The 26,243-nt window shown below is 47.6% G+C and carries 17 protein-coding genes, 2 tRNA genes and 3 rRNA genes; 7 read left to right on the top strand and 15 right to left on the bottom strand.

Features of this window, described 5'->3' with window-relative positions; genetic code table 11:
* Positions 1–2: 2 nt before the first annotated feature.
* Positions 3–917: a dihydrodipicolinate synthase family protein gene (locus CWC22_RS07920; protein WP_138538777.1), complete on the bottom strand. Its 915-nt coding sequence runs from the start codon at positions 915–917 to the stop codon at positions 3–5.
* 203 nt (positions 918–1,120) lie between these two features.
* On the opposite strand from CWC22_RS07920, the gene CWC22_RS07915 reads away from it, so the two are divergent.
* From CWC22_RS07915 to CWC22_RS07905, 3 genes are all read left to right on the top strand, one after another.
* Positions 1,121–2,386, top strand: coding sequence for an NAD(P)/FAD-dependent oxidoreductase (locus CWC22_RS07915; RefSeq protein WP_138538776.1), 1,266 nt, complete (start codon positions 1,121–1,123; stop codon positions 2,384–2,386).
* A 22-nt stretch (positions 2,387–2,408) separates the two neighbouring features.
* Positions 2,409–3,623, top strand: a complete 1,215-nt coding sequence (locus CWC22_RS07910; protein ID WP_138538775.1) for a M24 family metallopeptidase — start codon at positions 2,409–2,411, stop codon at positions 3,621–3,623.
* Between the two features lie 340 nt (positions 3,624–3,963).
* Positions 3,964–4,167: a hypothetical protein gene (locus CWC22_RS07905; protein WP_125561554.1), complete on the top strand. Its 204-nt coding sequence runs from the start codon at positions 3,964–3,966 to the stop codon at positions 4,165–4,167.
* Positions 4,168–4,225: 58 nt separating this feature from the next.
* Here the strand turns inward: CWC22_RS07905 and CWC22_RS07900 are convergent, their stop codons facing one another.
* Positions 4,226–5,467, bottom strand: a complete 1,242-nt coding sequence (locus CWC22_RS07900; RefSeq protein ID WP_138538774.1) for a carbohydrate porin — start codon at positions 5,465–5,467, stop codon at positions 4,226–4,228.
* A gap of 450 nt (positions 5,468–5,917) precedes the next feature.
* On the opposite strand from CWC22_RS07900, the gene CWC22_RS07895 reads away from it, so the two are divergent.
* The 3 genes from CWC22_RS07895 (at position 5,918) to CWC22_RS07885 (ending at position 9,573) form a co-directional block, all read left to right on the top strand.
* The gene (locus CWC22_RS07895) at positions 5,918–7,054 is read left to right on the top strand and encodes a PQQ-dependent sugar dehydrogenase (protein WP_138538773.1); all 1,137 of its coding nucleotides are present in this window, start codon (positions 5,918–5,920) and stop codon (positions 7,052–7,054) included.
* A gap of 426 nt (positions 7,055–7,480) precedes the next feature.
* Complete coding sequence (locus CWC22_RS07890; protein ID WP_138538772.1) at positions 7,481–8,686, top strand: N-acyl amino acid synthase FeeM domain-containing protein; 1,206 nt, start codon at positions 7,481–7,483, stop codon at positions 8,684–8,686.
* The gene (locus CWC22_RS07885; protein WP_138538771.1) at positions 8,686–9,573 is read left to right on the top strand and encodes a class I SAM-dependent methyltransferase; all 888 of its coding nucleotides are present in this window, start codon (positions 8,686–8,688) and stop codon (positions 9,571–9,573) included. Before CWC22_RS07890 ends, CWC22_RS07885 begins: the two co-directional genes overlap by 1 nt.
* A 312-nt stretch (positions 9,574–9,885) precedes the next feature.
* Here CWC22_RS07885 and rrf read toward each other — a convergent pair.
* The 7 genes from rrf to CWC22_RS07850 all read right to left on the bottom strand — a co-directional run bounded on the left by rrf (position 9,886) and on the right by CWC22_RS07850 (position 16,941).
* Positions 9,886–10,000 (bottom strand): 5S ribosomal RNA (gene rrf, locus CWC22_RS07880).
* A 90-nt stretch (positions 10,001–10,090) separates the two neighbouring features.
* Positions 10,091–13,084 (bottom strand): 23S ribosomal RNA (locus CWC22_RS07875).
* Positions 13,085–13,507: 423 nt separating this feature from the next.
* Positions 13,508–13,583: transfer RNA gene (locus tag CWC22_RS07870), tRNA-Ala, on the bottom strand.
* Between the two features lie 115 nt (positions 13,584–13,698).
* Positions 13,699–13,775 (bottom strand) — tRNA-Ile (locus tag CWC22_RS07865).
* Between the two features lie 76 nt (positions 13,776–13,851).
* Positions 13,852–15,384: ribosomal RNA gene (locus tag CWC22_RS07860) — 16S ribosomal RNA — on the bottom strand.
* Together the 16S, 23S and 5S rRNA genes with 2 tRNA genes alongside form the textbook arrangement of a ribosomal RNA operon.
* A 662-nt stretch (positions 15,385–16,046) precedes the next feature.
* Complete coding sequence (locus tag CWC22_RS07855; protein ID WP_138537467.1) at positions 16,047–16,382, bottom strand: hypothetical protein; 336 nt, start codon at positions 16,380–16,382, stop codon at positions 16,047–16,049.
* Positions 16,383–16,476: 94 nt separating this feature from the next.
* Positions 16,477–16,941: a nuclear transport factor 2 family protein gene (locus tag CWC22_RS07850; protein WP_138537469.1), complete on the bottom strand. Its 465-nt coding sequence runs from the start codon at positions 16,939–16,941 to the stop codon at positions 16,477–16,479.
* A 232-nt stretch (positions 16,942–17,173) separates the two neighbouring features.
* Between CWC22_RS07850 and CWC22_RS07845 the strand changes: the two genes are divergently transcribed.
* Positions 17,174–18,097: a DMT family transporter gene (locus tag CWC22_RS07845; RefSeq protein WP_138537471.1), complete on the top strand. Its 924-nt coding sequence runs from the start codon at positions 17,174–17,176 to the stop codon at positions 18,095–18,097.
* Positions 18,098–18,139: 42 nt separating this feature from the next.
* On the opposite strand, the gene CWC22_RS07840 is transcribed toward CWC22_RS07845, so the two are convergent.
* The 6 genes from CWC22_RS07840 to CWC22_RS07815 form a co-directional block, all read right to left on the bottom strand.
* Positions 18,140–21,283: an efflux RND transporter permease subunit gene (locus tag CWC22_RS07840; protein ID WP_138537473.1), complete on the bottom strand. Its 3,144-nt coding sequence runs from the start codon at positions 21,281–21,283 to the stop codon at positions 18,140–18,142.
* An 11-nt stretch (positions 21,284–21,294) separates the two neighbouring features.
* Positions 21,295–22,470 carry an efflux RND transporter periplasmic adaptor subunit gene (locus CWC22_RS07835; RefSeq protein WP_138537475.1) on the bottom strand — a complete coding sequence of 392 codons (1,176 nt, stop codon included), beginning with the start codon at positions 22,468–22,470 and terminating at the stop codon, positions 21,295–21,297.
* A 178-nt stretch (positions 22,471–22,648) separates the two neighbouring features.
* Entirely contained in the window at positions 22,649–23,002 is a 354-nt protein-coding gene (locus CWC22_RS07830; protein WP_125563199.1) for a hypothetical protein, read from the bottom strand.
* 108 nt (positions 23,003–23,110) lie between these two features.
* On the bottom strand, positions 23,111–23,593 hold the full coding sequence (locus CWC22_RS07825) for a GNAT family N-acetyltransferase (RefSeq protein ID WP_138537477.1): 483 nt from the start codon (positions 23,591–23,593) through the stop codon (positions 23,111–23,113).
* 199 nt (positions 23,594–23,792) lie between these two features.
* Positions 23,793–24,254: a YaiI/YqxD family protein gene (locus tag CWC22_RS07820; protein ID WP_228553093.1), complete on the bottom strand. Its 462-nt coding sequence runs from the start codon at positions 24,252–24,254 to the stop codon at positions 23,793–23,795.
* Between the two features lie 57 nt (positions 24,255–24,311).
* Positions 24,312–26,195: a methyl-accepting chemotaxis protein gene (locus CWC22_RS07815; RefSeq protein ID WP_010385991.1), complete on the bottom strand. Its 1,884-nt coding sequence runs from the start codon at positions 26,193–26,195 to the stop codon at positions 24,312–24,314.
* Positions 26,196–26,243: the final 48 nt, after the last annotated feature.

Raw genomic sequence — 26,243 nt, 5'->3', positions numbered from 1 at the left:
GCTTAATCCAGATTAAACTTGCTTAAATCAATCCGGTTTGTGAGCGCTTCATCGTACAAACGGCGCACATAAGTTTTCTCTTCCTCTGTCAGTGGCAAACGCGGTGAACGTGTTACTTCGCTGCCGCGACCAGCCAACTGTTCTGCATACTTGATGCACTGTACCAGAGTCGGGATCGTATCCAGGCGCAACAAAGGCAAGAACCAGCGCCACAGCTCTCGGGCTTCTTTGTAACGACCTTGCTGGGCCAGCTTATAAATCGCGACAGATTCACGCGGGAATACATTTGTCAGACCTGAGATCCAGCCTGTCGCACCCAGCATCAAGCTTTCAAGCGCAATGTCATCCACACCACCGAACACCACGTAACGGTCACCAAAGGCAGAAAATAATTCACTGATCCGGCGCGTGTCTTCAGTCGCTTCTTTCACTGAAACAATGTTGGCTTCCTCTGCCAGCACTTTCATGCCTTCGATAGATACATCCACGCCATAGGTCACCGGGTTGTTATAAATCATGACAGGCAGGTTTGTGTTGCGAGCTACCTGCTGATAGTGATGAATAGCCTCACGCTCTGTCGAACGGTAGACCATACCAGGCAGCACCATATAACCATCGACCCCGATTTCCTCTGCATCACGCACAAACTCAACGGCCAGTGCGGTTGTGGTTTCGGCCACACCAGAAATCACAGGGACTCGCCCGCCAACCACTTCTTTTGCTGCACGCAATACTTCACGCTTTTCTTCAGCACGTAGTGAACAGTTTTCACCGACTGTCCCCAGCACGATGATGCCATGCACACCCTCTTCAATCAGGGTGTTGATCATGGTTTTGGTGGTTTCAAAGTTAATGCTTTCGTCGTCATTAAACTGGGTCGTTACTGCGGGATAAACACCCTGCCAATCTACTTTCATGATAAGTCCTCTACTTAGTTTGTGCTTGCCATCATAGGTATATTGTATACAATAATCAATATCCAAATTTAAGAAAATGATCAGAATGTCAAAAATCGGGGCAATAAAATTAGTAAACCAATGAAATTTATAGGGTTAATTTTTTTATATGCTTCGCGGGGGCATCTGGTAGGTAAAATGCAATCTGACAAACGAGAATAAAAATGACACATTCACTTCAAATTGCAGTTGTGGGAGCCGGAGTCGTTGGCCTGTGTAACGCCTTACAACTGGCCCGTCAGGGACACAGCGTCACGCTTTACGACCCGGCAGGTATTGGCGAGCAGTGTTCGCGAGGTAACGCCGGCCATTTCGCAACAGAGCAAGTATTTCCGCTGGCAGACAAAGCCCTGCTGCCCCGCTTACCCATGATGCTGCTGGATAGGCTCAGTCCGTTACGAATAGATCATAAATACCTGATTAAAGCATTTCCCTGGTTTAGCCGCTTTTGCCTCAATATGTTACCGAGCCGGTTTAAACGCCATACTCGGGCACTGCGCGCTCTGAACGAAGCCGCCCTGCCCGCATTTAAGCAACTCTTGCAAGAGGATTTCGAAAACAACATCAGCATGCGTGGCAGCTTGCTGACCTTTGAACATGATAAGATTGAGCAGATCCGCGCTTTACAGAAGAAATACCAACAACAAGGCGTTGCCGTTGAGCTTTTGGATCGCACACAACTTTTTGCCCTTGAACCCGGCCTGGATCAGCGTATTCAGTACGCACTCTATTTTACTCAAGTTGGCCACACACCGGACCCTTACCAGCTGAGCCAGGCCCTGTTCCAACAGTTTACCGCGCTTGGTGGCACCTTTGTTAAAGCCAAAGTTGAAAAGATAGCGACGCTTAATACGGATACAAAACAGGCTCAGCTTGCAAAGATAAAAGTAACCACGCAATCACATGGCTGCCATACCTTTGAACGGCTTGTAGTGGCAACCGGGGCATGGAGTAAAACACTGTGTGCACAGTTGGGCTACAAGCTTCCTATCGAAGCAGAGCGGGGCTATCACAATATGCTACCCGTCACCAGCAATCTCAGCCGCCCGGTTGCCTCGGCGGACAGACAATTTATTATGACACCCATGCAAGGAGGTCTGCGCCTCGCAGGCACGGTGGAGTTTGCCGGGCTGGACACCCAACCCAACTATGAGCGCGCGGATATGTTACTGACACATGCCCGGGCTTTGCTTGAAGGCTGCGACACTTTAGAGCAAGGCGAACATTGGATGGGTCCCAGACCTTCACTCCCTGATTCCTTACCTGTTATAGGACAGGCGCCGGATCATCCAAACATCTATTTTGCACTGGGACACCAGCACCTGGGTCTTACTCAGGCCGCAATCACCAGTGAGCTCATCGCACAATGCATTGCAAACCAACCCACAACGCTGGATATTGGCCCGTACAGTATTGCGCGTTTTCAATAACGAATAACAAACAGGAATCACTATGAAAGGCATAGGTTACCAAAATCGTGAAGCGGCACTGGCTGCACTGACAGATATGACCCGGGACGTAGCTGCAATTGAACCAGAAGAATACCAGCAACGTATTTCAACAGCGCAAGCCTACATGCGCGAGCATAAGATTGCCGCAATCTATCTTAATGCGGGTACTAACCTGAAGTACTTTACTGGCTTGCAGTGGTACCCAAGCGAGCGTATGGTCGGGGCAGTTTTACCGGCGCAAGGCGACGTCCAGTTCATTGTGCCCTTTTTCGAAGTTGGCTCAATCAAAGACTATCAGATCATTGAAGGTCCCATGCATACCTGGCAGGAAGAACAGTCGCCTTACAGTTTGCTCGTCAAGGTGCTGAACGACCTCAATGTAGCACCTGATGCCACACTTGGTATTGATGAAAGCGCGGCCTTTTTTATTGCCGATGGTATACGCCAGGCTGGGCCTGCACTTAATCTGATCAATGCCAAATGTGTCACAGCACATTGTCGTATGCATAAATCTGCTAGTGAACTTGCCCTGATCCAGCGGGCCATGGACATGACACTGGCTGTGCACAAAGCGGCAGCCTCCATACTTCACGAAGGGATCACCACAACAGAAGTAGAAGCCTTCATTGACGAAGCGCACCGTAAAGTAGGCGCCACAGGCAACTATTTTTGTATTGTGCTGTTTGGCACAGCCACCTCCTTCCCTCACGGTGTGAAAGATCCACAAACACTGAAACAAGGTGATGTCGTTTTGATAGATACCGGTTGTAAGCTACATGGTTATCTGAGTGATATTACCCGAACCTATGTATTCGGTGAGCCAACAGCGCATCAACGCACCATGTGGCAACACGAAAAAAATGCCCAGCTCGCCGCATTCGAGGCTGCGCAAATTGGTACACCGTGTGGCGATGTCGATTTTGCAGCCCGCAGCTATCTGGCCGAACAAGGACTGGGGCCAGATTATCAACTACCTGGCTGCCCACACCGCACCGGACACGGGATTGGACTGGATATTCATGAGTGGCCTTACCTGGTAAAAGACAATCCGCAGCCACTGGCAGCCGGTATGTGCTTTTCTAATGAACCCATGCTGGTCCTACCGGGTGAGTTTGGCATCCGACTGGAGGATCATTTCTATATGACATCAAACGGGCCAAAGTGGTTTACCCAACCAGCGCTGTCTATTGATGATCCGTTTGGGTTAGATAACTAGTTAACTTCAGGCGCCGTGCAAAATGCGGCGCCATGATAATCCAACCTATTTCACGCAACAGGCATCACTCTACTGACCACAGATCCACGTCTTTCGCCTTTGAGCAATTAAACACATGGGAAACCTTCTTCACAATCACTTTAAAAACAGACCAAACCCTACCCAAAATACAGACTCAAAAAACATTATACATCTGTATTTATTACATAAATTTTTATTTAGTAAAAACATTTGACCAATTAAATTCAATGCGCTTAAATACTGTGGGCGGCGCATACAATCAACCCACAAAAAGACGCTGCCCACGACTATGAAATACCCATATCAACAAGGAATAATTATGAAATTAAAGGTTAAAAAGACCCAATTAAAACGTTTATCAGACAAGCACGCTGGATTGGCAAAAAACGCCACACCTCAGGTTGCTGGCGGTCAGCAAGCTGCGTCTATTTCTGCAGGCGTATTATGTGTGGTTACGTCGCTGGTGAACTGCTCGCAGGAATGTTCAAAACTACTTTGCTCGCAGGATCACTGCAAGCTTTAATGCAGCCTACCCGGCCAAACCTCTGAGCAAAATGCTCAGAGGTTTCATGGTGTCCGGATTAAAAATAATAGCCCAGGTTGACGTTAAAACGGCGCTCAAAGTCGTCACTGTCGCCCACAAGCGTGCCACCAACAAAAGGCTGATTTTGAGCGTGCACCAAATCGATATAGGCAAAAATAGGACCTGCAGCGACGGACACGCCGGTAATATTCATCCAGGTGTTAGCACTGCCATCGGACTTATCGTGCATCAAACCAAAATCATTATACAGAGTCAGATCTGTGATGGGCCCCAATGCCACCGACAAATCGTAAGACAAGCCCAAAGTGGTTGAGGAAGCTTTTGCCGCTATGGTGTCATACATGGCATTTGCCGCCACAACCATTTGCGTTGACTCATCAACCTGATAATCATATTCAGTATGTTGAATGTGGAAATACCATTGCTCATACCGATTGGACGCATGCACTGCCCAGGCCTGATAGTCGCCAGCACGGGAAATACCATTATCCAGACCACCATGCAGCGCAGACACGCCAACCTGGGTTTGCCCAAGCGCATGCTCAAACTGATATGCATAGCGACCTACCAGTGTATTGTACTCAGCCAGTTTTTGACCGGGCGCATCATAGACCCCTTCACCCGCTCCGCGCAGGCCAACGAGATCTATTGAATAACGGTCTTGACGATCTTCTGCCGACCCGTCAATCCCCCCATGGTCATCATTCTTGAAAAACGCCAGATCAAGCTGCCAGTTGTCCTGCATAGCGCGCTTAAACACCAGACCTAAGTCATAGTCCTCTTCCAGACCCACAAAGTAATTTGGCGTCATAAAATAGCTGTGTGACGCAACCGGTGTATTGCCAAACGGGACCGGCGCTAAGCCCAACTGAGCCTGCCACTGTGGCGTGATGTCATAGTCCAGGTAAGCGAACTTAACGACGCGCATATAGTCATGAAAACGCACCTCAGCATTAATCCCAACTTCTGCGACTTCTCCGGATAAATTAATACGAACCAAATCAAAATCTATGTCACCGCCACGGCGTTCACTGTCCTGATCATAAGAATTCATACCATAGTTAAAACGAATTGCTCCGCCGACCTGGACACCTTTTTCAGGTGCTTCTGTGCGTGTAATGGCACTGTCAGATTGTGCCTCAAGCTGAGCCAATTTTTGTTCCAGGTGAGTCAGCTCATGTTTGAGTCTATCCAGTTCAGTGGTGTTGGCGAAAACAGGTGAAGAGCCAATCAGTAAGGCGCTCGAAAGCAAAGCAGTATGTCGACGACTAAATGACATAGATACACATTCCAGGGGGAAATCTAAAAAATTCGCGCAAGCCTATATGACAACGCTGACACGTTCAAATTAAAGAAATTCGTAAGAATGTAAGGCATGTTAAAGACTTCGGAATTCGCGTTTCCGTTTGTAAAAGTTGTAGTGAAAATGCAGTCAGGCTGTTTTTATACAAACGCAAACAAAGACACAGAGGAAAAACAAATAAACATAATAATCATAAAGTTAAATAAGTACAAACTCTAACTTTTACAGGTAAAGTTAAAGAAAAGTTAGGAATGGTGGGGCCATGGACAGCTCTGGCGAACATTTCTACTTAATTGATTTAAGTGAGCAAAATTTCCCCATACTCCTAGCTCAAACGGACACCTGTCACTTACCGCACCTGCCGACATTTTTTACCAAAACACGCTAATCTGTGAGTATCTTTCTGTGGACTTAAGTTGAACAAGCATGAAGAAAACACTAAACAAGATTGCGTTAAGCTTATTATTTATCTCTGCTCAAAGCGTTCAGGCTGTGGAGCCGCAAACCATTGAGCTGGCAAAGAGCGCGGACAACTATCAGCTGGAGCTAGTAGCCAGAGGCATTCAGATCCCCTGGGGGATGGCCTGGCTGAATGACAAAGAACTGCTGGTTACCGACAGATCAGGTCAGCTCCGCCTGATCAAAGAAGGAAAACTAATCGACAAGCCCATTGAAGGCGTCCCTGAGGTACATGCTGAGCGTCAGGGCGGCCTGCTGGATATCGAGATCGATCCAAACTACGATAAAAATGGCTGGATCTACTTTTCTTATTCGGGCTTTGAAGGCAAAGAAAAAGGCAGTAACACTTCTATCATGCGTGCCCGACTGAAAGACATGAAACTGGTCGACAAGCAATTAATATTTGATGGCTACCCAAATACCGAACGTGCGTTCCATTTTGGTTCTCGTATTGAATTCGATAAAGACGGCTACCTGTATTTCTCAATCGGCGACCGGGGTAACCGGGACGTGCATCCCCAACGTTTGGATCATGATGCAGGCAAAATACACCGGATTAATGCTGATGGCACCATCCCGGAATCAAACCCATTTGCAAAACAAAAAGATGCACGGAAAAGTGTTTACTCATTTGGCCACAGAAACCCACAGGGCATGGCTATGCACCCTGAAACCGGCGAGATTTGGACACATGAACATGGTCCCCGCGGCGGTGATGAAATAAACATTATCAAGCCAGGACGCAATTACGGTTGGCCCGTCATCACCTATGGGATCAACTATAATGGTACCAAGATCACCGATGAGACCTCTCGCACCGGTATGCAGCAACCCGACTGGGTTTGGGTACCTTCAATCGCCCCCTCGGGAATGGAGTTCATTACCAGTGATAAATACCCTCACTGGCAAGGTCACCTGGTTGTGGGTGCAATGAAGTTTGCTCACCTGGTATTAGTTGAGCTCGATGGCAATAAGGTGGTTGGTCACAGTAAACTCTTCGAAGGTGCCGGACGCGTTCGTAGTATCGCCACGCATCCGAACGGTGATCTCTACCTGGGTATAGATGGCAGCGGGATCTTTAAAGTGGTACCCAAAACCAAATAGTCAGTAATACCATCTTCCCGGCCACCGGAGCCGGGAAGAACTCGCAATGTCAGCTCAAGAAACCGATTAAATATTAGATGACAATTTAGTATATCAAAGCAATGTGGTTAATTCAGAATACCTTTGCTAACTTGCTTTGTTGGGGGAATGACCCATTGCTTCCAATAAACATTATAACCCTCACTTTTCAACCAAATCCTTTAGCAAAATTTTCAACTCCAATTTATCAGGTCTTGCTGACTTCGAAAGTGCGCAATTAAAACGCATACTTCGCAACTGTGTCTACAAGAGTAATATACCCGGCAGTCATTGCGATCAGGTCACTAAACTTTCACCTTCCCACGACTATTTCATTAATCGTTTTATAATTTTAATAAATAAAGGTTACAATACGGTTTTGCAATAAATAATATAAAGTCTCGTTCGATGTCTATCAAAGTCAAAGTCGCTACTACACCGGTTGAGCTTAATCATGTATACCAGCTCAGGTATCGGGTCTACGTGGAGGAATACGCCTACATGCAGGCAAATCCACAACAAATCATCATGGATATGTTTGATGGTATGCCTGATAGTTATAATATTATCGCCTATGATGGTGAGATACCGGTTGGCACAATACGTGTGGTTATCGATGGCGCGCTGCGGCTGCCAGCAGATCAAATGTACGACTTTAACCAATACCGGATGCAACTGATTGAACAAGCTCAGTCACAAGGCTTACCCCACCCCTTACTGGCTAATTCTGGTATGTTTGCGATTGATGCCAGATGGAGAAATCGTCGCGATTTATTTCGAGCTCTGTTCAAGCTGAGCTGTGATATCGGCGAAGTAAAAGGCGTCACAGATATAATCACGACGGCGAATATAGAAACGCTGGCACTTTACAAACGCATGGGCCTGAAAGCCCTGGGGGCGCAAATTCGTCATGAGCATATTTCGGTTTCTATGGTGCCTATGCACTGCACCATGGAACAGATCACCCAATGGGCATTTGGTGGTGCAAGAACACACTCAAAACTAACGGAATTATTCTCACAGTGCTATGAGTACTTACTGGTCAGCGCTGGCACACCTATTTTTAATGCTGCTGATGAAAATGCGAATGAAGCTTACCTTATTAGCAGTGGCGCCATCAGCATCGCTATGGATACAACAACCGAACAACAGAGCTTTGACCTTGCCACCTTAACGGCCGGAGAGCTATTTGGTGAATCGTGTTTGTTCGATGAACAGGCACGCACAGTCAACGCTACAGCCATCGTAAACACAGATCTGTTGGTACTAAAGAAACAAGACTTCTGGCACCAGGTTAATCAAGATCAGAGCTATATGAAAGTGGTTCTCCAAGTGATGGAGCAAAAACTTCGAGATGTCGGCCGCAGAGCGCTCATTTATGCACATGCCTCGCACGAAGAAAGATTAGCGTTTTTTCTGGAGCAACTGGCAAAAACCGCACAACCTATGCTGCGAAAGCCGCATCAACGTGTTGTCAGAATGGGTGGGCATGCGTTTTCCGTCATCTCGGGGATTAAGCGTGATGAAAGCCAGGCATTTTTGGAACGCCAGGCTCAGGCAGGCTGTATCGGCTTAACAGAAAACAGCATTGTTTTTTATAGTGAGGCCAGATAATGAAAGACAATGAAGCCAGCTCTACCGCTTTTACCGTCGCTCAGGGCCTTTTATTTGCCGCTAAAAACTCTCCACACGGAAACTTAGTCGACGAGAACGTGATTTCCGTATCACGCCAGATACTGCAAGGCAGTCAGCATGGCCGCCACAGACTCAAACAACTCGATAGTTGGTGGTTTTGCAAACTGTCAAAATTAAAGGAGCGCCTGTTGCTACCGGGTATTTCTCTGCACTATGTTCTGCGCAAGCGGCATATTGAGCAACTAACGCTGAATGCTATCTCAAATGGCGTCACTCAAGTTGTGGTGTTAGGCGCAGGGTTTGACTCGCTATGTTGGCGTCTTCAGAAAGCCTACCCTGAAGTTAACTTTATTGAAATTGATCACCCTTCCACTCAAGCTCTCAAGGTCAAAGCATTTAAAAAGGGAATTGCTCAGAGCCAGAATATCCATTTTTTAGCTGTGGATTTTGCTCAACAAAAGTTAAATACCGCACTCGCTGAATTTAGCGCATTTAGCCGAGAACGCTTAACGCTGTTTATCTGCGAGGGGGTTTTAATGTATTTAAGCGAACAGGACGTCAATCTACTTTTTGATTCGATCCGAATATTATCTGGCAAGGACACTCAATTTATTTTTTCCACCCTGGAACCCCAGGAGAGCCCTAAAAACACGATACCTAAATTACTGTATCACCATTTGGAAAAGCTGGGAGAGCCAATCGTGTGGGATATAGACAGTAGCCACATGCCAAGCTATTTGAAATCACGTGACTGTACGCTCCACTCGGTTGCTGGTAGCCCAGAGTTAGTTGCACAGCAACTCACTGGCGGACTAAAACAAAAAATGCATCAGGGTGAATACTTTGTCCATTGCACCTTCCAGTGAGCACACGCTTTCTAGCATGATGAACCTCGATATGATTGTCAGGGTGACGAGAAACCGAAGCAACGCTTCGCAGTTCGAGGAAGTGAGCGCAAGGACCCACATGGAAGTGTCCCCAAAGGTTGTTCAGTACGAGCTTTACTATATCCAACCCGCTTCATGGGTGAATAGGCGATGCTATTCTATCTACAGCTTCTTTAAACTACTCCAGACGCAAAAAAGCCCGACTCTTTCGAATCGGGCTTTGATGTACAAGGAGGTACGAATGTCGATGATATTCATGGATGAATGTCTTTCGTCGACCTCTAATTTGGAGCTTGGCAATGTCCTACTTTCACATGGGAAACCCCACACTATCATCGGCGCTATTTCGTTTCACTACTGAGTTCGGCATGGGGTCAGGTGGTTCCAAAATGCTATGGTTACCAAGCAAATTCTGTAAAATCTGGAAAAGCGTATTAAATTCTTATCGTCTACTTTATTTCTTAACTTCTAACAAACAAAACCACTTTGGCGTTGTATGGTTAAGCCTCACGGGTAATTAGTACGAGTTAGCTCAATGGCTCACACCACTTCCACATCTCGCCTATCAACGTTGTAGTCTTCAACGGCCCTTCAGTTGACTTAAAGTCAAAGTGAGAACTCATCTCGAGGCTCGCTTCCCGCTTAGATGCTTTCAGCGGTTATCGATTCCGAACGTAGCTACCGGGCAATGCCATTGGCATGACAACCCGAACACCAGCGGTTCGTCCACTCCGGTCCTCTCGTACTAGGAGCAGCCCCTCTCAATTCTCAAACGCCCACGGCAGATAGGGACCGAACTGTCTCACGACGTTCTAAACCCAGCTCGCGTACCACTTTAAATGGCGAACAGCCATACCCTTGGGACCGACTTCAGCCCCAGGATGTGATGAGCCGACATCGAGGTGCCAAACACCGCCGTCGATATGAACTCTTGGGCGGTATCAGCCTGTTATCCCCGGAGTACCTTTTATCCGTTGAGCGATGGCCCTTCCATTCAGAACCACCGGATCACTATGACCTACTTTCGTACCTGCTCGACGTGTCTGTCTCGCAGTTAAGCTGGCTTCTACCATTACACTAACCGTACGATGTCCGACCGTACTTAGCCAACCTTCGTGCTCCTCCGTTACTCTTTGGGAGGAGACCGCCCCAGTCAAACTACCCACCAGGCACTGTCCTCAACCCCGATTAGGGGCCTAAGTTAGAACATCAACACTACAAGGGTGGTATTTCAAGGACGGCTCCACGCAATCTAGCGACTGCGCTTCAAAGCCTCCCACCTATCCTACACATGTAGGGTCAATGTTCAGTGCCAAGCTGTAGTAAAGGTTCACGGGGTCTTTCCGTCTAGCCGCGGGTACACAGCATCTTCACTGCGATTTCAATTTCACTGAGTCTCGGGTGGAGACAGCGTGGCCATGGTTACACCATTCGTGCAGGTCGGAACTTACCCGACAAGGAATTTCGCTACCTTAGGACCGTTATAGTTACGGCCGCCGTTTACCGGGGCTTCGATCAAGAGCTTCGCCTAAGCTAACCCCATCAATTAACCTTCCGGCACCGGGCAGGTGTCACACCGTATACGTCATCTTACGATTTTGCACAGTGCTGTGTTTTTAATAAACAGTCCCAGCCACCTGGTCACTGCGGCTCTCGCCTGCTTACGACGCGAAGTCTTCACAAGTAAGAGCGTACCTTCTCCCGAAGTTACGGTACAATTTTGCCTAGTTCCTTCACCCGAGTTCTCTCAAGCGCCTTAGTATTCTCTACCTGACCACCTGTGTCGGTTTAGGGTACGATTCGATATAAACTGAAGCTTAGAGGCTTTTCCTGGAAGTAGGGCATCAACAACTTCACCACCGTAGTGGCTCGTCTCGACTCTCAGCCTTAGCGACCCGGATTTTCCTAAGTCACCAGCCTACAGCCTTTCACATGGACAACCAACGCCATGCTTGCCTAGCCTGCTCCGTCCCCCCATCGCATTTATACCAAGTACGGGAATATTAACCCGTTTCCCATCGACTACGCTCTTCAGCCTCGCCTTAGGGGTCGACTCACCCTACCCTGATTAACATGGGATAGGAACCCTTGGTCTTCCGGCGTGCGGGTTTTTCACCCGCATTATCGTTACTCATGTCAGCATTCGCACTTCTGATACGTCCAGCAAACCTTACAGTTCACCTTCAGCCGCTTACAGAACGCTCCCCTACCCCGCGAACTAAGTTCGCAGCCGTAGCTTCGGTGGTATGTTTAGCCCCGTTACATCTTCCGCGCAGGCCGACTCGACTAGTGAGCTATTACGCTTTCTTTAAAGGATGGCTGCTTCTAAGCCAACCTCCTAGCTGTTTTAGCCTTCCCACATCGTTTCCCACTTAACATACACTTTGGGACCTTAGCTGACGGTCTGGGTTGTTTCCCTCTCCACGATGGACGTTAGCACCCACCGTGTGTCTCCCGGATAGTACTTTACGGTATTCGGAGTTTGCAAAGGGTTGGTAAGTCGGGATGACCCCCTAGCCTTAACAGTGCTCTACCCCCGTAAGTATTCGTCCGAGGCTCTACCTAAATAGATTTCGGGGAGAACCAGCTATCTCCCGGTTTGATTAGCCTTTCACTCCTAGCCACAGGTCATCCCCTAACTTTTCAACGTTAGTGGGTTCGGTCCTCCAGTCAGTGTTACCTGACCTTCAACCTGCCCATGGCTAGATCACCGGGTTTCGGGTCTATACCCTGCAACTTAAGCGCCCAGTTAAGACTCGCTTTCGCTACGGCTCCCCTAAATGGTTAACCTTGCTACAGAATATAAGTCGCTGACCCATTATACAAAAGGTACGCAGTCACCCATCACTAAGCTACCTCTGCTTGATTTTGGCGGTTGACCGTCGGCTAACAAGTTAGGTCGACGTTAACGCTAATTCAAACATTGTGCTTACTTAGGAGTTCACCAAAGTAACTTAGTGATGGGCTCCTACTGCTTGTACGTACACGGTTTCAGGTTCTATTTCACTCCCCTCACAGGGGTTCTTTTCGCCTTTCCCTCACGGTACTGGTTCACTATCGGTCAGTTGGGAGTATTTAGCCTTGGAGGATGGTCCCCCCATATTCAGTCAAAGTTTCACGTGCTCCGACCTACTCGATTTCACTTTAAATAAGTTGTCGTGTACGGGACTGTCACCCTGTATCGTCATACTTTCCAGAATGTTCCACTAACTACATTAAAGCTTAAGGGCTAATCCGATTTCGCTCGCCGCTACTTTCGGAATCTCGGTTGATTTCTTTTCCTACGGGTACTTAGATGTTTCAGTTCTCCGCGTTCGCTTCATACAGCTATGTATTCACTGCATGATGACCCAAAGGGCCGGGTTTCCCCATTCGGAAATCCTAGTCTCAAGTGCCTCTTACTGGCTCAACTAGGCTTATCGCAAGTTAGTACGTCCTTCATCGCCTCCAACTGCCAAGGCATCCACCGTGTACGCTTAGTCACTTAACCATACAACCCAAAACAGTTTCGTCGTTCTTTATCCTGATGCGTTATTGCCATCAGATATTGCTTGGTCACATAGACGAGCTATGCTCCCGGCGACAATATCTTCGGCGGCTTAGCCTCAGAATAAATAACTTTGAACCTGCCGTGCATATCTCAGCACAGGCTGTATATTCAAAGACTGATTTTAACTTCGCCAGAAGTTAAGTAATACTAAAGTAGACGCTAATTAATCACTAAATGATTAATCGGCATTTTTCTTTCGAAAACTCTATAGAACAACAATTTTCATTGTCATTCCGAGAATTTAATATCAGCTTTCCAAATTTTTAAAGAGCAAGAGAATTGCTTCTCAGAGTTAAAAACTCTCAGTTTCTTATTTTAAGTAACTGTCTTAAGAGTGCTTATCTATGAGAAGGAGTAGTAAAGTGGTGGAGCTAAGCAGGATCGAACTGCTGACCTCCTGCGTGCAAGGCAGGCGCTCTCCCAGCTGAGCTATAGCCCCACATTACTAGGAATAACATTGCTTTGAACCGAGCTTCTTTTCGAGGCCAGGCATTAAGTGAGGACGTTTAGTGTTTTCTAAACGACGAGCTTAATAACGCAGCATCGGGAAGAAGTGGTGGGTCTGAGTAGACTTGAACTACCGACCTCACGCTTATCAGGCGTGCGCTCTAACCAGCTGAGCTACAGACCCAAACAATGTTTGTGTTCTCTAATTCTAATCAACAATCATCTGTGTGGACACTTCGAACAAATTAGTTCTAAGTCGATAAGGAGGTGATCCAGCCCCAGGTTCCCCTAGGGCTACCTTGTTACGACTTCACCCCAGTCATGAATCACTCCGTGGTGAACGCCCTCCCGAAGGTTAAGCTATCCACTTCTGGAGCAACCCACTCCCATGGTGTGACGGGCGGTGTGTACAAGGCCCGGGAACGTATTCACCGCGGCATTCTGATCCGCGATTACTAGCGATTCCGACTTCATGGAGTCGAGTTGCAGACTCCAATCCGGACTACGACATACTTTAAGTGATTCGCTTACTATCGCTAGTTCGCAGCACTCTGTATATGCCATTGTAGCACGTGTGTAGCCCTACACGTAAGGGCCATGATGACTTGACGTCGTCCCCACCTTCCTCCGGTTTATCACCGGCAGTCTCCTTAGAGTTCCCGACCGAATCGCTGGCAACTAAGGATAAGGGTTGCGCTCGTTGCGGGACTTAACCCAACATCTCACAACACGAGCTGACGACAGCCATGCAGCACCTGTATCAGAGTTCCCGAAGGCACCAAACCATCTCTGGTAAGTTCTCTGTATGTCAAGTGTAGGTAAGGTTCTTCGCGTTGCATCGAATTAAACCACATGCTCCACCGCTTGTGCGGGCCCCCGTCAATTCATTTGAGTTTTAACCTTGCGGCCGTACTCCCCAGGCGGTCTACTTAATGCGTTAGCTTTGGAAAAGTTGTCCGAAGACCCCAGCTCCTAGTAGACATCGTTTACGGCGTGGACTACCAGGGTATCTAATCCTGTTTGCTCCCCACGCTTTCGTACATGAGCGTCAGTGTTGACCCAGGTGGCTGCCTTCGCCATCGGTATTCCTTCAGATCTCTACGCATTTCACCGCTACACCTGAAATTCTACCACCCTCTATCACACTCTAGTTTGCCAGTTCGAAATGCAGTTCCCAGGTTAAGCCCGGGGCTTTCACATCTCGCTTAACAAACCGCCTGCGTACGCTTTACGCCCAGTAATTCCGATTAACGCTCGCACCCTCCGTATTACCGCGGCTGCTGGCACGGAGTTAGCCGGTGCTTCTTCTGTCAGTAACGTCACAGCTAGCAGGTATTAACTACTAACCTTTCCTCCTGACTGAAAGTGCTTTACAACCCGAAGGCCTTCTTCACACACGCGGCATGGCTGCATCAGGCTTGCGCCCATTGTGCAATATTCCCCACTGCTGCCTCCCGTAGGAGTCTGGACCGTGTCTCAGTTCCAGTGTGGCTGATCATCCTCTCAAACCAGCTAGGGATCGTCGCCTTGGTGAGCCGTTACCTCACCAACTAGCTAATCCCACTTGGGCCAATCTAAAGGCGAGAGCCGAAGCCCCCTTTGGTCCGTAGACATTATGCGGTATTAGCCATCGTTTCCAATGGTTGTCCCCCACCTCAAGGCATGTTCCCAAGCATTACTCACCCGTCCGCCGCTCGTCATCTTCTAGCAAGCTAGAAATGTTACCGCTCGACTTGCATGTGTTAGGCCTGCCGCCAGCGTTCAATCTGAGCCATGATCAAACTCTTCAATTAAAAGTTTTTTGAATCCGAAGATTCATGCTCAATGAATTCTGATTTTGATTTCCCACCTATAAAAGATGAGATATCGAATTGACTGTGCTGAATAAACTATGTTTATTCCGTTGGTCACTCAGTTCAGTTGAGACTCTAAATTTTTGTGCGTCATTCAGTAAACTGAATTTCGCTGTTAGAACTCAATCTGTACGAGTGCCCACACAGATGATTGCTTCATATTTTTAAAGAACGGTGCGACTTAATGTCGCCGCGCTGTTAGCGCTGAGGGTTGTGCATTCTAATCACTTCCCATTTTATGTCAATAAAATTGCTGTGTTTGATTTACATTTCAAAACAACCCAGTTTTATCTGACTCCCAACTCGTTGGCTCGTTGCTTTTCAGCGTTGTGCCCCGTGTCGGTGGATGCGCATTATAGGGAAAACGAAACCCAGCACAACCCTTTTTTTGAGGAAAAGTGAAAAAAAGCACCCAACCGAACAAAATAAAACCAACCCGGTTAAAATTAATACAGATTAGAATCAAAATAAGCAAACTCCTGTATTAATAATCCCCTTTATTAACCCGGTTGAATCTGTAAAGCGATTAATCCCCAGAGAAACGCCGACGGAATTACACTAAAAAGTGATCCATAACGACAAAACAAACTCTCTGTTTAAAGTTATACGCAAACCGCATCATAAAAGTAGCGCTTGTGCTTTTTTACTGAAACACCCGATTGCTCAATTTCCATCATATTATTGTCATCGAGGCAAACCTGAAATTCACTGCACCCGGTAACAGCGGTCAATGGCATGACCAGTTTAGGGTTAGACCAAGAGTCACCGAAGCCAACTTCCAGATCATTTAGATCGTCAAATTCGACAGACAACTTGTAGGTAGAGCCAGGAAAGATCTGCGTTAGAGTGAGCGCTTTGATCTCTCCTTTTTGACATAAAAAGGCAAAAATTGGCTTTGATGTTTTGTTTTCGTATGTAACTGCAACATTGGTAATCACGGCGGCATTCCCTGACTGAATAATCTATGTGCAAACTATAGATTTCTGTCAGATAAAAGCAATTACGGGCCATTACAGTTTGACTTCTTGCACGTTACCCACCACTACGGTGCCTTGCAACTTGATGGAACTGCCACAGTACATTCAGGATCTGCCATTCCCCCGATGCATTTTTATATAAATGCATATAATCAACCCATTCATCTGTGGTCAGCTTTACTGACGCTATTCGTTCATCAAGATCCAGCACGTTCACTTCCATCTTTGGCCGCTTTGCGAAACGGTCACCTGACACGTTATATTCTGCTGCAAGCTTAACCAACCCAGCTTTGCCCATGGACATGACAAATTCCCCATCCGTTTTGCCCCGCCAGTATGTTCTTTTTACCAACTCATCATCGGCTATTTGTGCCATCAATTTTGGCCTCACTTCGATTTGCGCAATCAAATAACTTTTGGCTACTTGCTCTATTGCATGCCGATCCAAATTCAAATTTGCATAGCTGTGTGCTGGCAATAAAACATACCAGATTAAAATCAACCGGATAAACGACACCATACTTGGCTCCTTTCAATAATAATATTGCTGCGGTTCGATATAACGACCGTATCGCAAATCCTATCTCTTCAGGTTGAATGCTCAACTTAAGGTTTTCTGAATCTCTAAAGTGCATAAATAAAACCTTGCAGTTCAGAAATATAGGGGAATGTTCATAATTCATTTACTGACCCTTGATTAAATTTGTTACGCTATCGTCTCCTGCCATACTGACTTTAATCGAAGGATCACCATGTCGACGACAACTTGCAATGATCAGCCCAATGATACGCCAATCGTCCTGGCACTCGTATCAGCCATGCTTTTTTGGGGAATGAGTTGGATCTCAGGAAAAATCATCGCTGACATAGCCCCAGCCCAGGTTACCGTATTCTATCGACTGTTCCTTGCGGCTATCAGCATGCTACCAATCATGTGGATACTTCATAAATTTAAGCTGCTCAGTCTGAACTACAATGCACGTGCTCTGTTCTGGTCATTACCCGCAGGCATTTTACTCGCAGCTTATAATCAGTTGTTTTTTATGGGCCTGGCGGATGGCCTGCCCGGTAAAGGCGGGATGCTGGTCACCACTTCTAATCCTGTATTTACCTTTATTCTAAGTGCCGTTTTATTGGGTCAAGCGATCAACAGGCTCCAGGGAGTGGGACTCGCAATGGGCTTGGGTGGCGGGCTATTAATGATAGAAGTGTGGCATTTCAATCTGGATCAGATACTGGCTTCAGGCAACGCCTACTTTATACTCGCATCACTCACCTGGGCGTTTCTTACTTTAATCAGTCAACGCGGTACTCGTTACGCAGATTTCATTACTTTTAGTACTCTAATGTATGTCTGGGCCTCTTTACTAAGCTATTTATTTGCCTACCGACATGATCCATTTATCGATGCAGCACAATACCCAGCATATTATTGGCATCATTTACTCTTTTTATCGATTTTCGTGGTCAGTATTGCCACCAGTGTGTTCTTTCTGGCAACCCAAAAACTGGGCCCCAATCGTTCCAGCTCTTTTGTCTTTGTGGTCCCGGTGACGGCCATGGGGCTTTCAGCCTGGTACTTCGCAGAGCGACTGAGTTTGGGCGTGGCTGTCGGTGGTGCCTGTGCACTGTGCGCAGTTTACCTGCTCAATAAAAAAACGGCTAAATCTGGGTAATGTGCAAAAGCCGGGTCACAGCCCGGCTTTCCTGATTTTTTCCTAAATCCAACGCTTTGCGAGACGTCGTGCACAGAATCGCTCAAATAGAATGGGCAACACAAACAAAGTAAGCAAGGTTGAGGTAAATAACCCACCTATCACAACACTGGCCAGCGGCTTTTGGATCTCAGATCCTACACCAGTCGACAAAAGGATCGGGATCAGACCTAATGCGGAGGTAAGCGCAGTCATTAATACCGGACGCAACCGTGAAGTCGCTCCTTCTTTAATTGCCTTGGTTATCTCCACTCCCGCAGCAATCCGCTGATTAATGCTCTCTACCAATACCACAGCGTTCAGTACAGCAACACCAAACAAGGTGATAAAGCCGACCGAAGCTGGCACAGATAGATACTGTCCGGACAGATAGAGCGAAAAGACGCCACCGATAACACCCAAAGGAATACAGCTCAGAACTAGCACCGCCTGAGAAACCGATCTAAAGGTCAGCACCAGCAAGACCGCCATCAGCATCAGTGAACCAGGAATCACAATCGCCAATCGCTGTTGTGCACGTTGCTGACTTTCAAACTGCCCACCAAATTCAATGCTATAACCGGGTGGTAGCGACAGTGTGCTGTCAATTTTGGCTTTTATATCGGCCACTACGCTGCCCATGTCTCTGCCAGATACATTGGCCTGCACAACGATCCGACGCTGTACATCATCACGACGGATCTGTACCGGACCAGAAGCAAATTCAACCTTAGCCACCTCATTTAAGCTGACCCAGGCGCCGCTTGGAGACATGAGCATTAACGCCTCGATTGCCACCGGATCGCGTCTGAACGACTCCTCCAGCCTGACGTAGATATCGTATCTTTCGTTACCCTGGACTATTTGCCCGGCTACATTACCTCCTAGTCCTCCACTGACAAGGTCCATGACATCGTTTACAGATAGCCCGACGCGGGATAATGCGTCCCGGTTAGGCGTTATCACCAACTGAGCCTCACCACTTTGCTGCTCTAATGCGACATCCGTGGTACCGGGTAAGGCTTTGACCAGACGTTCAAGCTCTTCCCCCTTTTGCATCAGTACCGGCAACTCAGGTCCCAGTAATTTAATTGCCAGCTGGGCTTTAACGCCTGACAACAATTCGTCCACCCGAGTTGCTATCGGCTGAGAGAAATTCAGTAATAAGCCGGGGTAGACAGATAAGGCCGACGCAATCTTAGCTTGTAATTCGACCCGAGTGCGGGCATTTTTCCACTGTTCAACCGGCCGGAGCCCGATATAGATCTCAATGTTATTCACCGGTTCAGGATCACCGCCAACCTCAGGCCGGCCTATGCGGCTCAGTGCATAAGTCACTTCCTCAAAGCCCAGTATTGTTTCTTCCAGCTTAGGAGCAATGGATAAACTGGTTTCAAGACTGGCAGACGGTGCCAGTGTGACGCGCAAGTTGAGCGTCCCTTCTTCAAGTTCAGGGACAAATTCACTGCCAATTTGCGTCAATGTATACATAGCCATTGCAAATAGAGCCGAAACACCCACTAGTAACGTGTTCCTGTTTCGCAGCGCGAGTTCCAAAGATTGCCGGTAAATTCCTTCTGCTTTTTCTAAAACAGCGTGACGCTGTAATGGCTTATGACTATTCAACAGATAACAAGCCAAAGCTGGTATTACCAACAACGCAATCACAACCGCACAAACCACAGCCAGCATAATACTGCTGGCCATTGGCGTGAACAATTTGGCCTCGACCCCTTCAAAAGAAAACAGCGGCAAAAAAACCAATAAGATAATGGCAGATGCAAAAAAGATAGGTCGTGCGACATCTTTCGCAGCCAGACGAACCAGTTCAGAAAATGATTCATTGCTGGTGTTCGAAGCCCCCCGGGCTGCCTGTTGTTGTAAGATCCGCTCAACCATCACCACTGAGCCATCGACCAACATACCAATGGCCACGGCCAGCCCGCCCAGAGACATTAGATTTGCAGGCATCCCCATCAAAGACATCAGACCCAAAGCCAGAATAATGGCAACGGGCACAGAGAGTATCACAAGTAAAGCGGCCCTCAGGTTGAGCAGGAACAGTAAGAGCACCACAGCAATAAATACAAACGCTAGCAGCAAGGCTTCTGCCACCGTGGTGATGGCCTTATCAATCAGCATACTCTGATCATAAATAGGCACAAATTCGACCCCCGGTGGCAACGCCCGATTGATCTGCGCCACTTTGCTTTTTATCCCGTCGATCGTCGCTTTCGTGTTTGCACCCATCCGTTTTAGTACAATACCACTGACAACCTCTCCCCGAGAGGTTGCCTGCCCAGAAGCATCTCGCAAGGTCAGAGTGACCGCCCCCTGACGTATCTCGCCGCCAAGTTTGACCTGAGCGACGTCAGCCACTCTCACTACGGTGCCATCAATTGTTTTAATGGGTACCTGACGAATTTGCTCCAAGCCCGGTGCCCCACTGCTAAACCAGCCCACACCTCGGATCACGAGCTGCTCCTGAGCACGGTCAAGATACCAGCCGCCTGCATTACGGTTATTGTCCGATAAGGCACGCTGTACCTGCGACTGGGTTAATTTGTATGCCAACAAACGCGTGGGGTCCAAGTCCACCTGATATTGTTTAACCTGGCCGCCAAATGACAGCACTTCAGTCACCCCCTCTATCGGCATCAACAGGAGTTTGACCAGCCAGTCGTTGATACTGCGCAGCGTCATTTCATCCACTCCCGAATCGGGATCAGCCACCAGCAAATATTGATAGACTTGTCCCAGCCCAGAGGTATTCGGACCCATATCCGGCATCCCCACTGAATCCGGGATCAGAGAGCGGGCTGTTTGTAGGCGTTCAAATACCAATTGTCTTGCAAAATAGACATCAGTCCCTTCTTTAAAGACTACTGTCACCCCGGACAACCCGGTTTTGGAGATAGAACGCACTTGCTCAACATCCGGCAGCGCGTACATAAGTGCCTCAATGGGATACGTGATGAGCTGCTCGACTTCTTGTGCCGCGAGTCCGGGGGCTTCAGTATTCACTGTCACCTGGATGTTGGTCACGTCCGGAAAAGCGTCAAGATTCAAACGCGGTACTTGCCAAATTGCCGCGATCAAGACTAGCAGTGTTGCAAACAGCACCACAACACGGTGCGCGATTGCACCTTTTATGATTTTCTCTAACATCCTGTTCGCCCTCAGTGGTTATGTGGATCAAAGCCACTTTTTGCCATTTCAGACGCAATAAAGAACGCCCCCTGAGCCACCACTTTGGTGCCAGAACGAATCGCCTTTGCCCCCTCCAGTAGCGGCATGGGCTCAATAATCACCCCGTCTTTTGTCGGTGCAACCCGTTTTACAGGCGTGGCAACGTACTCACCCTGATCATGTTCCACAAACACTTGCCACCCGCCATCCACATCGCGCACCAGCGCTAATTCAGGTACGGCAAAAACGGGCTGAGCCGTCGAAAACAAAAAGTACGCACTGACAAACATACCGGCATGTAATGTATCGTCCCGATTATCAACCTCAAGCCGAACCACCCGCGTGCGCGTTAATGGGTCCAATGTATGCCCCTGCTGGATCACCTTTGCCGGGTATCTGCGCTGATTGTGCTCAATCTCAACGGGTGTATCGGTATTAATCAAACGCTGCTGCGTTGCGGCTAATCTGACTTCAACCCACAATGTCGATTCGTCACCGAGTTTCATAATGGCTTCACCTGAACCAAAGCGCTGTCCTTGTACAAAGCCGTCCTCCAGCACAATCCCTTCACGTTGGGCAGACAGAGTGTAAGTGCCCAGAGACTGAGTTTGTCCCGCTTCTAAGCGGTTAACGGCAGAGTGGCTCATACCCATCGCCAATAACGTACCCAGCGCCGCTTTATATTTTGCTCTGGCTACCAGCTTCTGGTTTTCGCTCAAGCTCGCATCGCTCAATCGTTCAACTCGCTTCCATTCACTGGCTGCGATCATATAGTCCGCCTGCGCCTGGGCCATATCCTGGCTAAATAATGTGACCAATTTATCCCCGGGTCTGACAACCTGACCTAAACTCGCATGACGACGCTCTACCACAGAATCAACCCGCGGCGTCACCATATAACTGGTATAACGGTTTGCTTTAAGCTCGCCCGGCGCATAAACCGGTGTTTGCGCATATTGAGCCTGAAGTGTCATCAGCTTGAGGTTGATCTGTGACTGCTGGGCTTGACTGAGCAACACGCTTTGCTGACTTTGCTGATGGGGTAATTCTGTCTGGAAAGAAACATCAGAATCATGATTATGACCTGGTTCTGTGCTTGAGATGGCGCTGGCTTTCAGCGATATCAGTAAAAGCCCCGCTGCGTAACTTAAAATACGCTTGTTCATGATGGTGTAAACCTCTTCATTTGTGGCGCGTGACGTATCACACTCCACTGCCTGTCTGTTTCAGGCAAAAATCGACATGACCAATCGCATTGTCCTGAATGACATAAAAACAGGCACATTGAAGCGATCCGTCAAACGGAAAAATAACAAAAACTAAAAAATTTCGGAGGAAACAGAGTTAAGCGATGGGAGGTTTAAACTGAGATTCGATACGCCGGCGAACCTGAGTATCGGCAGATGAAAAAGGGATGTCGGGTTTCATCAATCCAGAAATCGGAGACAAGCGAACTGACATCCAGATTGTATGGCTACCGCTGCAATGGCCACAATGATGACAGTCAGAAATCACATGACCCTGCTCGTCAAAGATCACACTTTGTGAGGCCGGGTATGACTCATCATGGACATGATTGGTTTGCAAATGTGCCTTGGTGGGCTGATGAAAGTTGCCGGGATCAATCACAGCAGTCACCGATTGTAAACCAATCAGTAATACCATTATTAATGTGAGCAGACCCTGTAGTAAGCGCAACTTACCCTCTGACTGTCGATAAAGTTGCCAGCAATATATGCTGGCAAGGCTTAGATGTCAATGCCTCAAATCACCCTATCATATTGATATGAAATAACATTATTAATGTTACTGAAGCCATTTATACATAATATGACTGTCAACAAAACCCAAACTGGGATGACGGTAAGCCTTTGGAATCGTGCCAATAATCTGATACCCCAACCTTTGCCATAACTGTACCGCCACCTGATTACTGGCGACCACCGAATTAAACTGCATCGCACGATATCCCAGCTTAATTGCTTCACTTTGAGAGTGTTCACACAATGTACGAGCAATGCCTTTACCCCTTGCCTGAGGGGCAACCATATAGCCACAATTGCAAATATGGTTGCTGGGGCCCATGGCATTGGCCTTAAGGTAATAACTTCCCAGGATCTCATACCCTTCGACCATGACATACGCAATGTCTACTTTTTGACACCACAGCGCATAAGCTTGCTGTTGTGACATATCCGGGTCAAATGCATAAGTCTCTTGTTGCTCAATGACTTCTTTAAAAGTTGGCCAGAAATGTTGAAAGTCGTTTTGTGTCATTATTCTTATCATGTTTTCTCCAATTCAGCGTTACTGTCGTCTGCATATTCCCACAGGCTTTCGCAATACGATATCAAATGCCGGTTACTTAGCGGCTTTTAACCGAGGGTATTTTCAACGCGTAATCAAGGCTGCTGAGTATCCGCTTATTTATAATCCAGAGAGATGTCACTTTTAAACAAAGAGAGGCACCATAGCGCGGCGCCTGAGGTTAGCCTTTATTTTGCTGTAGCCAGCGGTCTAAACTGTTGGCGAACTGTTGTTTTTCAGCTTGTCCTAATGGCGGAGGACCCCCACTGACCATGCCACTACTGCGCATGGTATCCATAAAATCGCGAATATTAAGCCGTGATCGAATGTTTTCTCTTGTGAACTCTTCTCCACGCGTGCTCAGTGCTAACCCGCCTTTTTCAATGGCTTCGGCTGCCAATGGTATGTCACTGGTGATCACCAGATCGCCGGCACACATACGGCGCACAATCTCATTGTCAGCCACATCAAAGCCACTACTCACCTGTAGCTTATGGATATGAGGAGAAGGCGGCGTTTTAATATATTGATTGGCGACGAATGTCACTGGGATCTGGGTTCTGACTGCGGCACGAAACAAGATTTCACGGATCACCACAGGACACGCATCTGCGTCCACCCATATATTTTTCTTATTGTCCAAAACTGGCTCATTAATTCGGTTTGCTATGCGGCAAGTGTACAACTTGCCGAAGCGTAGCTAAAGCGTGAATTTCGATAATAACCCTTCTTGTTCATGGGCATGTTGCGTCAGCACTTTACTTGACTCAAACTGGCGAACGGCAAAGCTCCCCACTTCGACACTAATATCATTGATATTTGAGGTATTTTTATTGATTTCCTCAATCACCACGCTTTGCTCTTCAATCGCTGTTGCGATCTGGATGTTGCGGTCCATGATGTCTTTCACCGCTTCTGAAATCTCATTCAACATGCCTGTAGCCTGCTCAGTCTGCTCGACACACAGCAACGTTTTATCACGACTGCTGCCCATCGCACTTTGGACCTGAATAGACGATGCCTGGATCTGTTCAATCATTGATTTGATTTCAGTGGTCGATTCTTGCGTTTTGGTTGCCAAAGAACGAACTTCATCGGCAACCACTGCAAAACCCCGGCCCTGCTCACCAGCCCGGGCTGCTTCAATGGCGGCATTCAGCGCCAAGAGATTGGTTTGCTCGGCAATCCCGTTTATAACAGATAAAATATTTTCAATACTCTGACTGTATTCCGCCAGCTGTGTACTCATCTCGTGTGAGATATTTATTTCATCGGCCAGTGCGCTGATCTCACCACGGGTTTTCTGAAATACCTGTTGCCCTTCTGCCGCCCTTTCATTGACGGAGGTGATCGATGTCGCGGCATTTTGGGCACTACCAGCAATCTCACTGGAAGTCGTGCTCATCTCATGCATCGCCGTTGCCAGCCCTTCAATCAGTTGTACCTGTTCATTGAGCTGACTGCTAGACTGATTCGCCAGCGTACTCGCTTCGTCACAACTGGCCACCACCAGATCAGCACGTTGCTTCACATCTGTCACCAGGCTATGTAATGACCCCAGAAATTGATTGAATTCCTGCGCGACCTTGCCGCATTCATCTTCATGCTTTATTCGCACTCGCTGAGTAAGATCACCACTCCCCGACGCAATATTGGTGATTGCATCATTGAGATCTTTCAGCGGTCTCAATAACTGAATTGCCAAAGCCCGACTCAAAAAGGCTCCGAGCAATATGGCCACCACTGCCAACATCAATGTACTCATTGAAAGCTCTCTTAAATCACTGAAAACCAGAGCTTCATCCAACAACACGGCCAAATACCAATCAGTCCCATACTGCTGCGATAACGGGTAAAAATAGAGCAGCTTGGCTTCCCCTTTAACCGTCACTTCTAATAGCGTCTTTTCAGCTGATTTATTCAATTGTGGCGACAAACTACTGAGCGGTTTGCCATTCAGTTTGGCGTTTTGGTGAGAGACAATAATCCCTTTACTGTCGACTAAAAACGCATAGCCCGTGCCATCAAAGTTCACCGCATTCACACTTTTGGCTATGGTATCTAAGCTAAGATCGCCCCCAATCGCGCCGCGAAATTGCCCGCCTGAATTAATAGGCGCAACCACAGAGAGCAACAATTCACCGGTTGCTGCGTCGGTATAAGGGCTGGTAAACACCGTTTTACCTTTGTCTCTGGCCAAGCGATACCAGCCTCGTTCCCTAAAATCCACATCTGGCGGGTTTTGCCTGTTGGGATTGTTCGAACGCAATATTCTCTCTGTGCTCAAGGTACCAAATGACAATAAAAAGGCGTCTTTAAAATAAGGTGATTCGAGCCCCTTTTGAAACTGCTCGGGGCTAAAGTCAGCCTCAATCTGACTGCGCAGTAATCGAATTAAAGCGGCTTTTTCTGCCAACCAATTATCAATACCCAGTGCCAGCAATTGTGCGGAATCACTGACATATGCAGTGGTTTTCTTTTTCATAGAGGCATTGACCAGCCAATAGGTTGTCGTACTGATCACCAAAATGATCATAAAGATGAGTAACGCCGATGCCAAAGAGAACTTGCTGCGAATCTTCATATTATTTAGGCCAAATAAAATCACCCTTTGCCAAAGTGTTGTCTATAA

Origin of the sequence: Pseudoalteromonas rubra (genome assembly GCF_005886805.2) — a bacterium.
Classification (GTDB): Bacteria; Pseudomonadota; Gammaproteobacteria; order Enterobacterales; family Alteromonadaceae; genus Pseudoalteromonas; species Pseudoalteromonas rubra_D.
The sequence above is the reverse complement of the archived record's forward strand: the minus strand, read 5'-3'. Positions and strand labels throughout refer to the sequence as shown.

What these genes read in the sequence shown, in the direction of transcription:
- CWC22_RS07920 (WP_138538777.1), bottom strand. Translation starts at nt 917, where the DNA reads ATGAAAGTAGATTGGCAGGGTGTTTATCCCGCAGTAACGACCCAGTTT.
- CWC22_RS07915 (WP_138538776.1), top strand. Translation starts at nt 1,121, where the DNA reads ATGACACATTCACTTCAAATTGCAGTTGTGGGAGCCGGAGTCGTTGGC.
- CWC22_RS07910 (WP_138538775.1), top strand. Translation starts at nt 2,409, where the DNA reads ATGAAAGGCATAGGTTACCAAAATCGTGAAGCGGCACTGGCTGCACTG.
- CWC22_RS07905 (WP_125561554.1), top strand. Translation starts at nt 3,964, where the DNA reads ATGAAATTAAAGGTTAAAAAGACCCAATTAAAACGTTTATCAGACAAG.
- CWC22_RS07900 (WP_138538774.1), bottom strand. Translation starts at nt 5,467, where the DNA reads ATGTCATTTAGTCGTCGACATACTGCTTTGCTTTCGAGCGCCTTACTG.
- CWC22_RS07895 (WP_138538773.1), top strand. Translation starts at nt 5,918, where the DNA reads ATGAAGAAAACACTAAACAAGATTGCGTTAAGCTTATTATTTATCTCT.
- CWC22_RS07890 (WP_138538772.1), top strand. Translation starts at nt 7,481, where the DNA reads ATGTCTATCAAAGTCAAAGTCGCTACTACACCGGTTGAGCTTAATCAT.
- CWC22_RS07885 (WP_138538771.1), top strand. Translation starts at nt 8,686, where the DNA reads ATGAAAGACAATGAAGCCAGCTCTACCGCTTTTACCGTCGCTCAGGGC.
- CWC22_RS07850 (WP_138537469.1), bottom strand. Translation starts at nt 16,941, where the DNA reads ATGGTGTCGTTTATCCGGTTGATTTTAATCTGGTATGTTTTATTGCCA.
- CWC22_RS07845 (WP_138537471.1), top strand. Translation starts at nt 17,174, where the DNA reads ATGTCGACGACAACTTGCAATGATCAGCCCAATGATACGCCAATCGTC.
- CWC22_RS07840 (WP_138537473.1), bottom strand. Translation starts at nt 21,283, where the DNA reads ATGTTAGAGAAAATCATAAAAGGTGCAATCGCGCACCGTGTTGTGGTG.
- CWC22_RS07835 (WP_138537475.1), bottom strand. Translation starts at nt 22,470, where the DNA reads ATGAACAAGCGTATTTTAAGTTACGCAGCGGGGCTTTTACTGATATCG.
- CWC22_RS07825 (WP_138537477.1), bottom strand. Translation starts at nt 23,593, where the DNA reads ATGATAAGAATAATGACACAAAACGACTTTCAACATTTCTGGCCAACT.
- CWC22_RS07815 (WP_010385991.1), bottom strand. Translation starts at nt 26,195, where the DNA reads ATGAAGATTCGCAGCAAGTTCTCTTTGGCATCGGCGTTACTCATCTTT.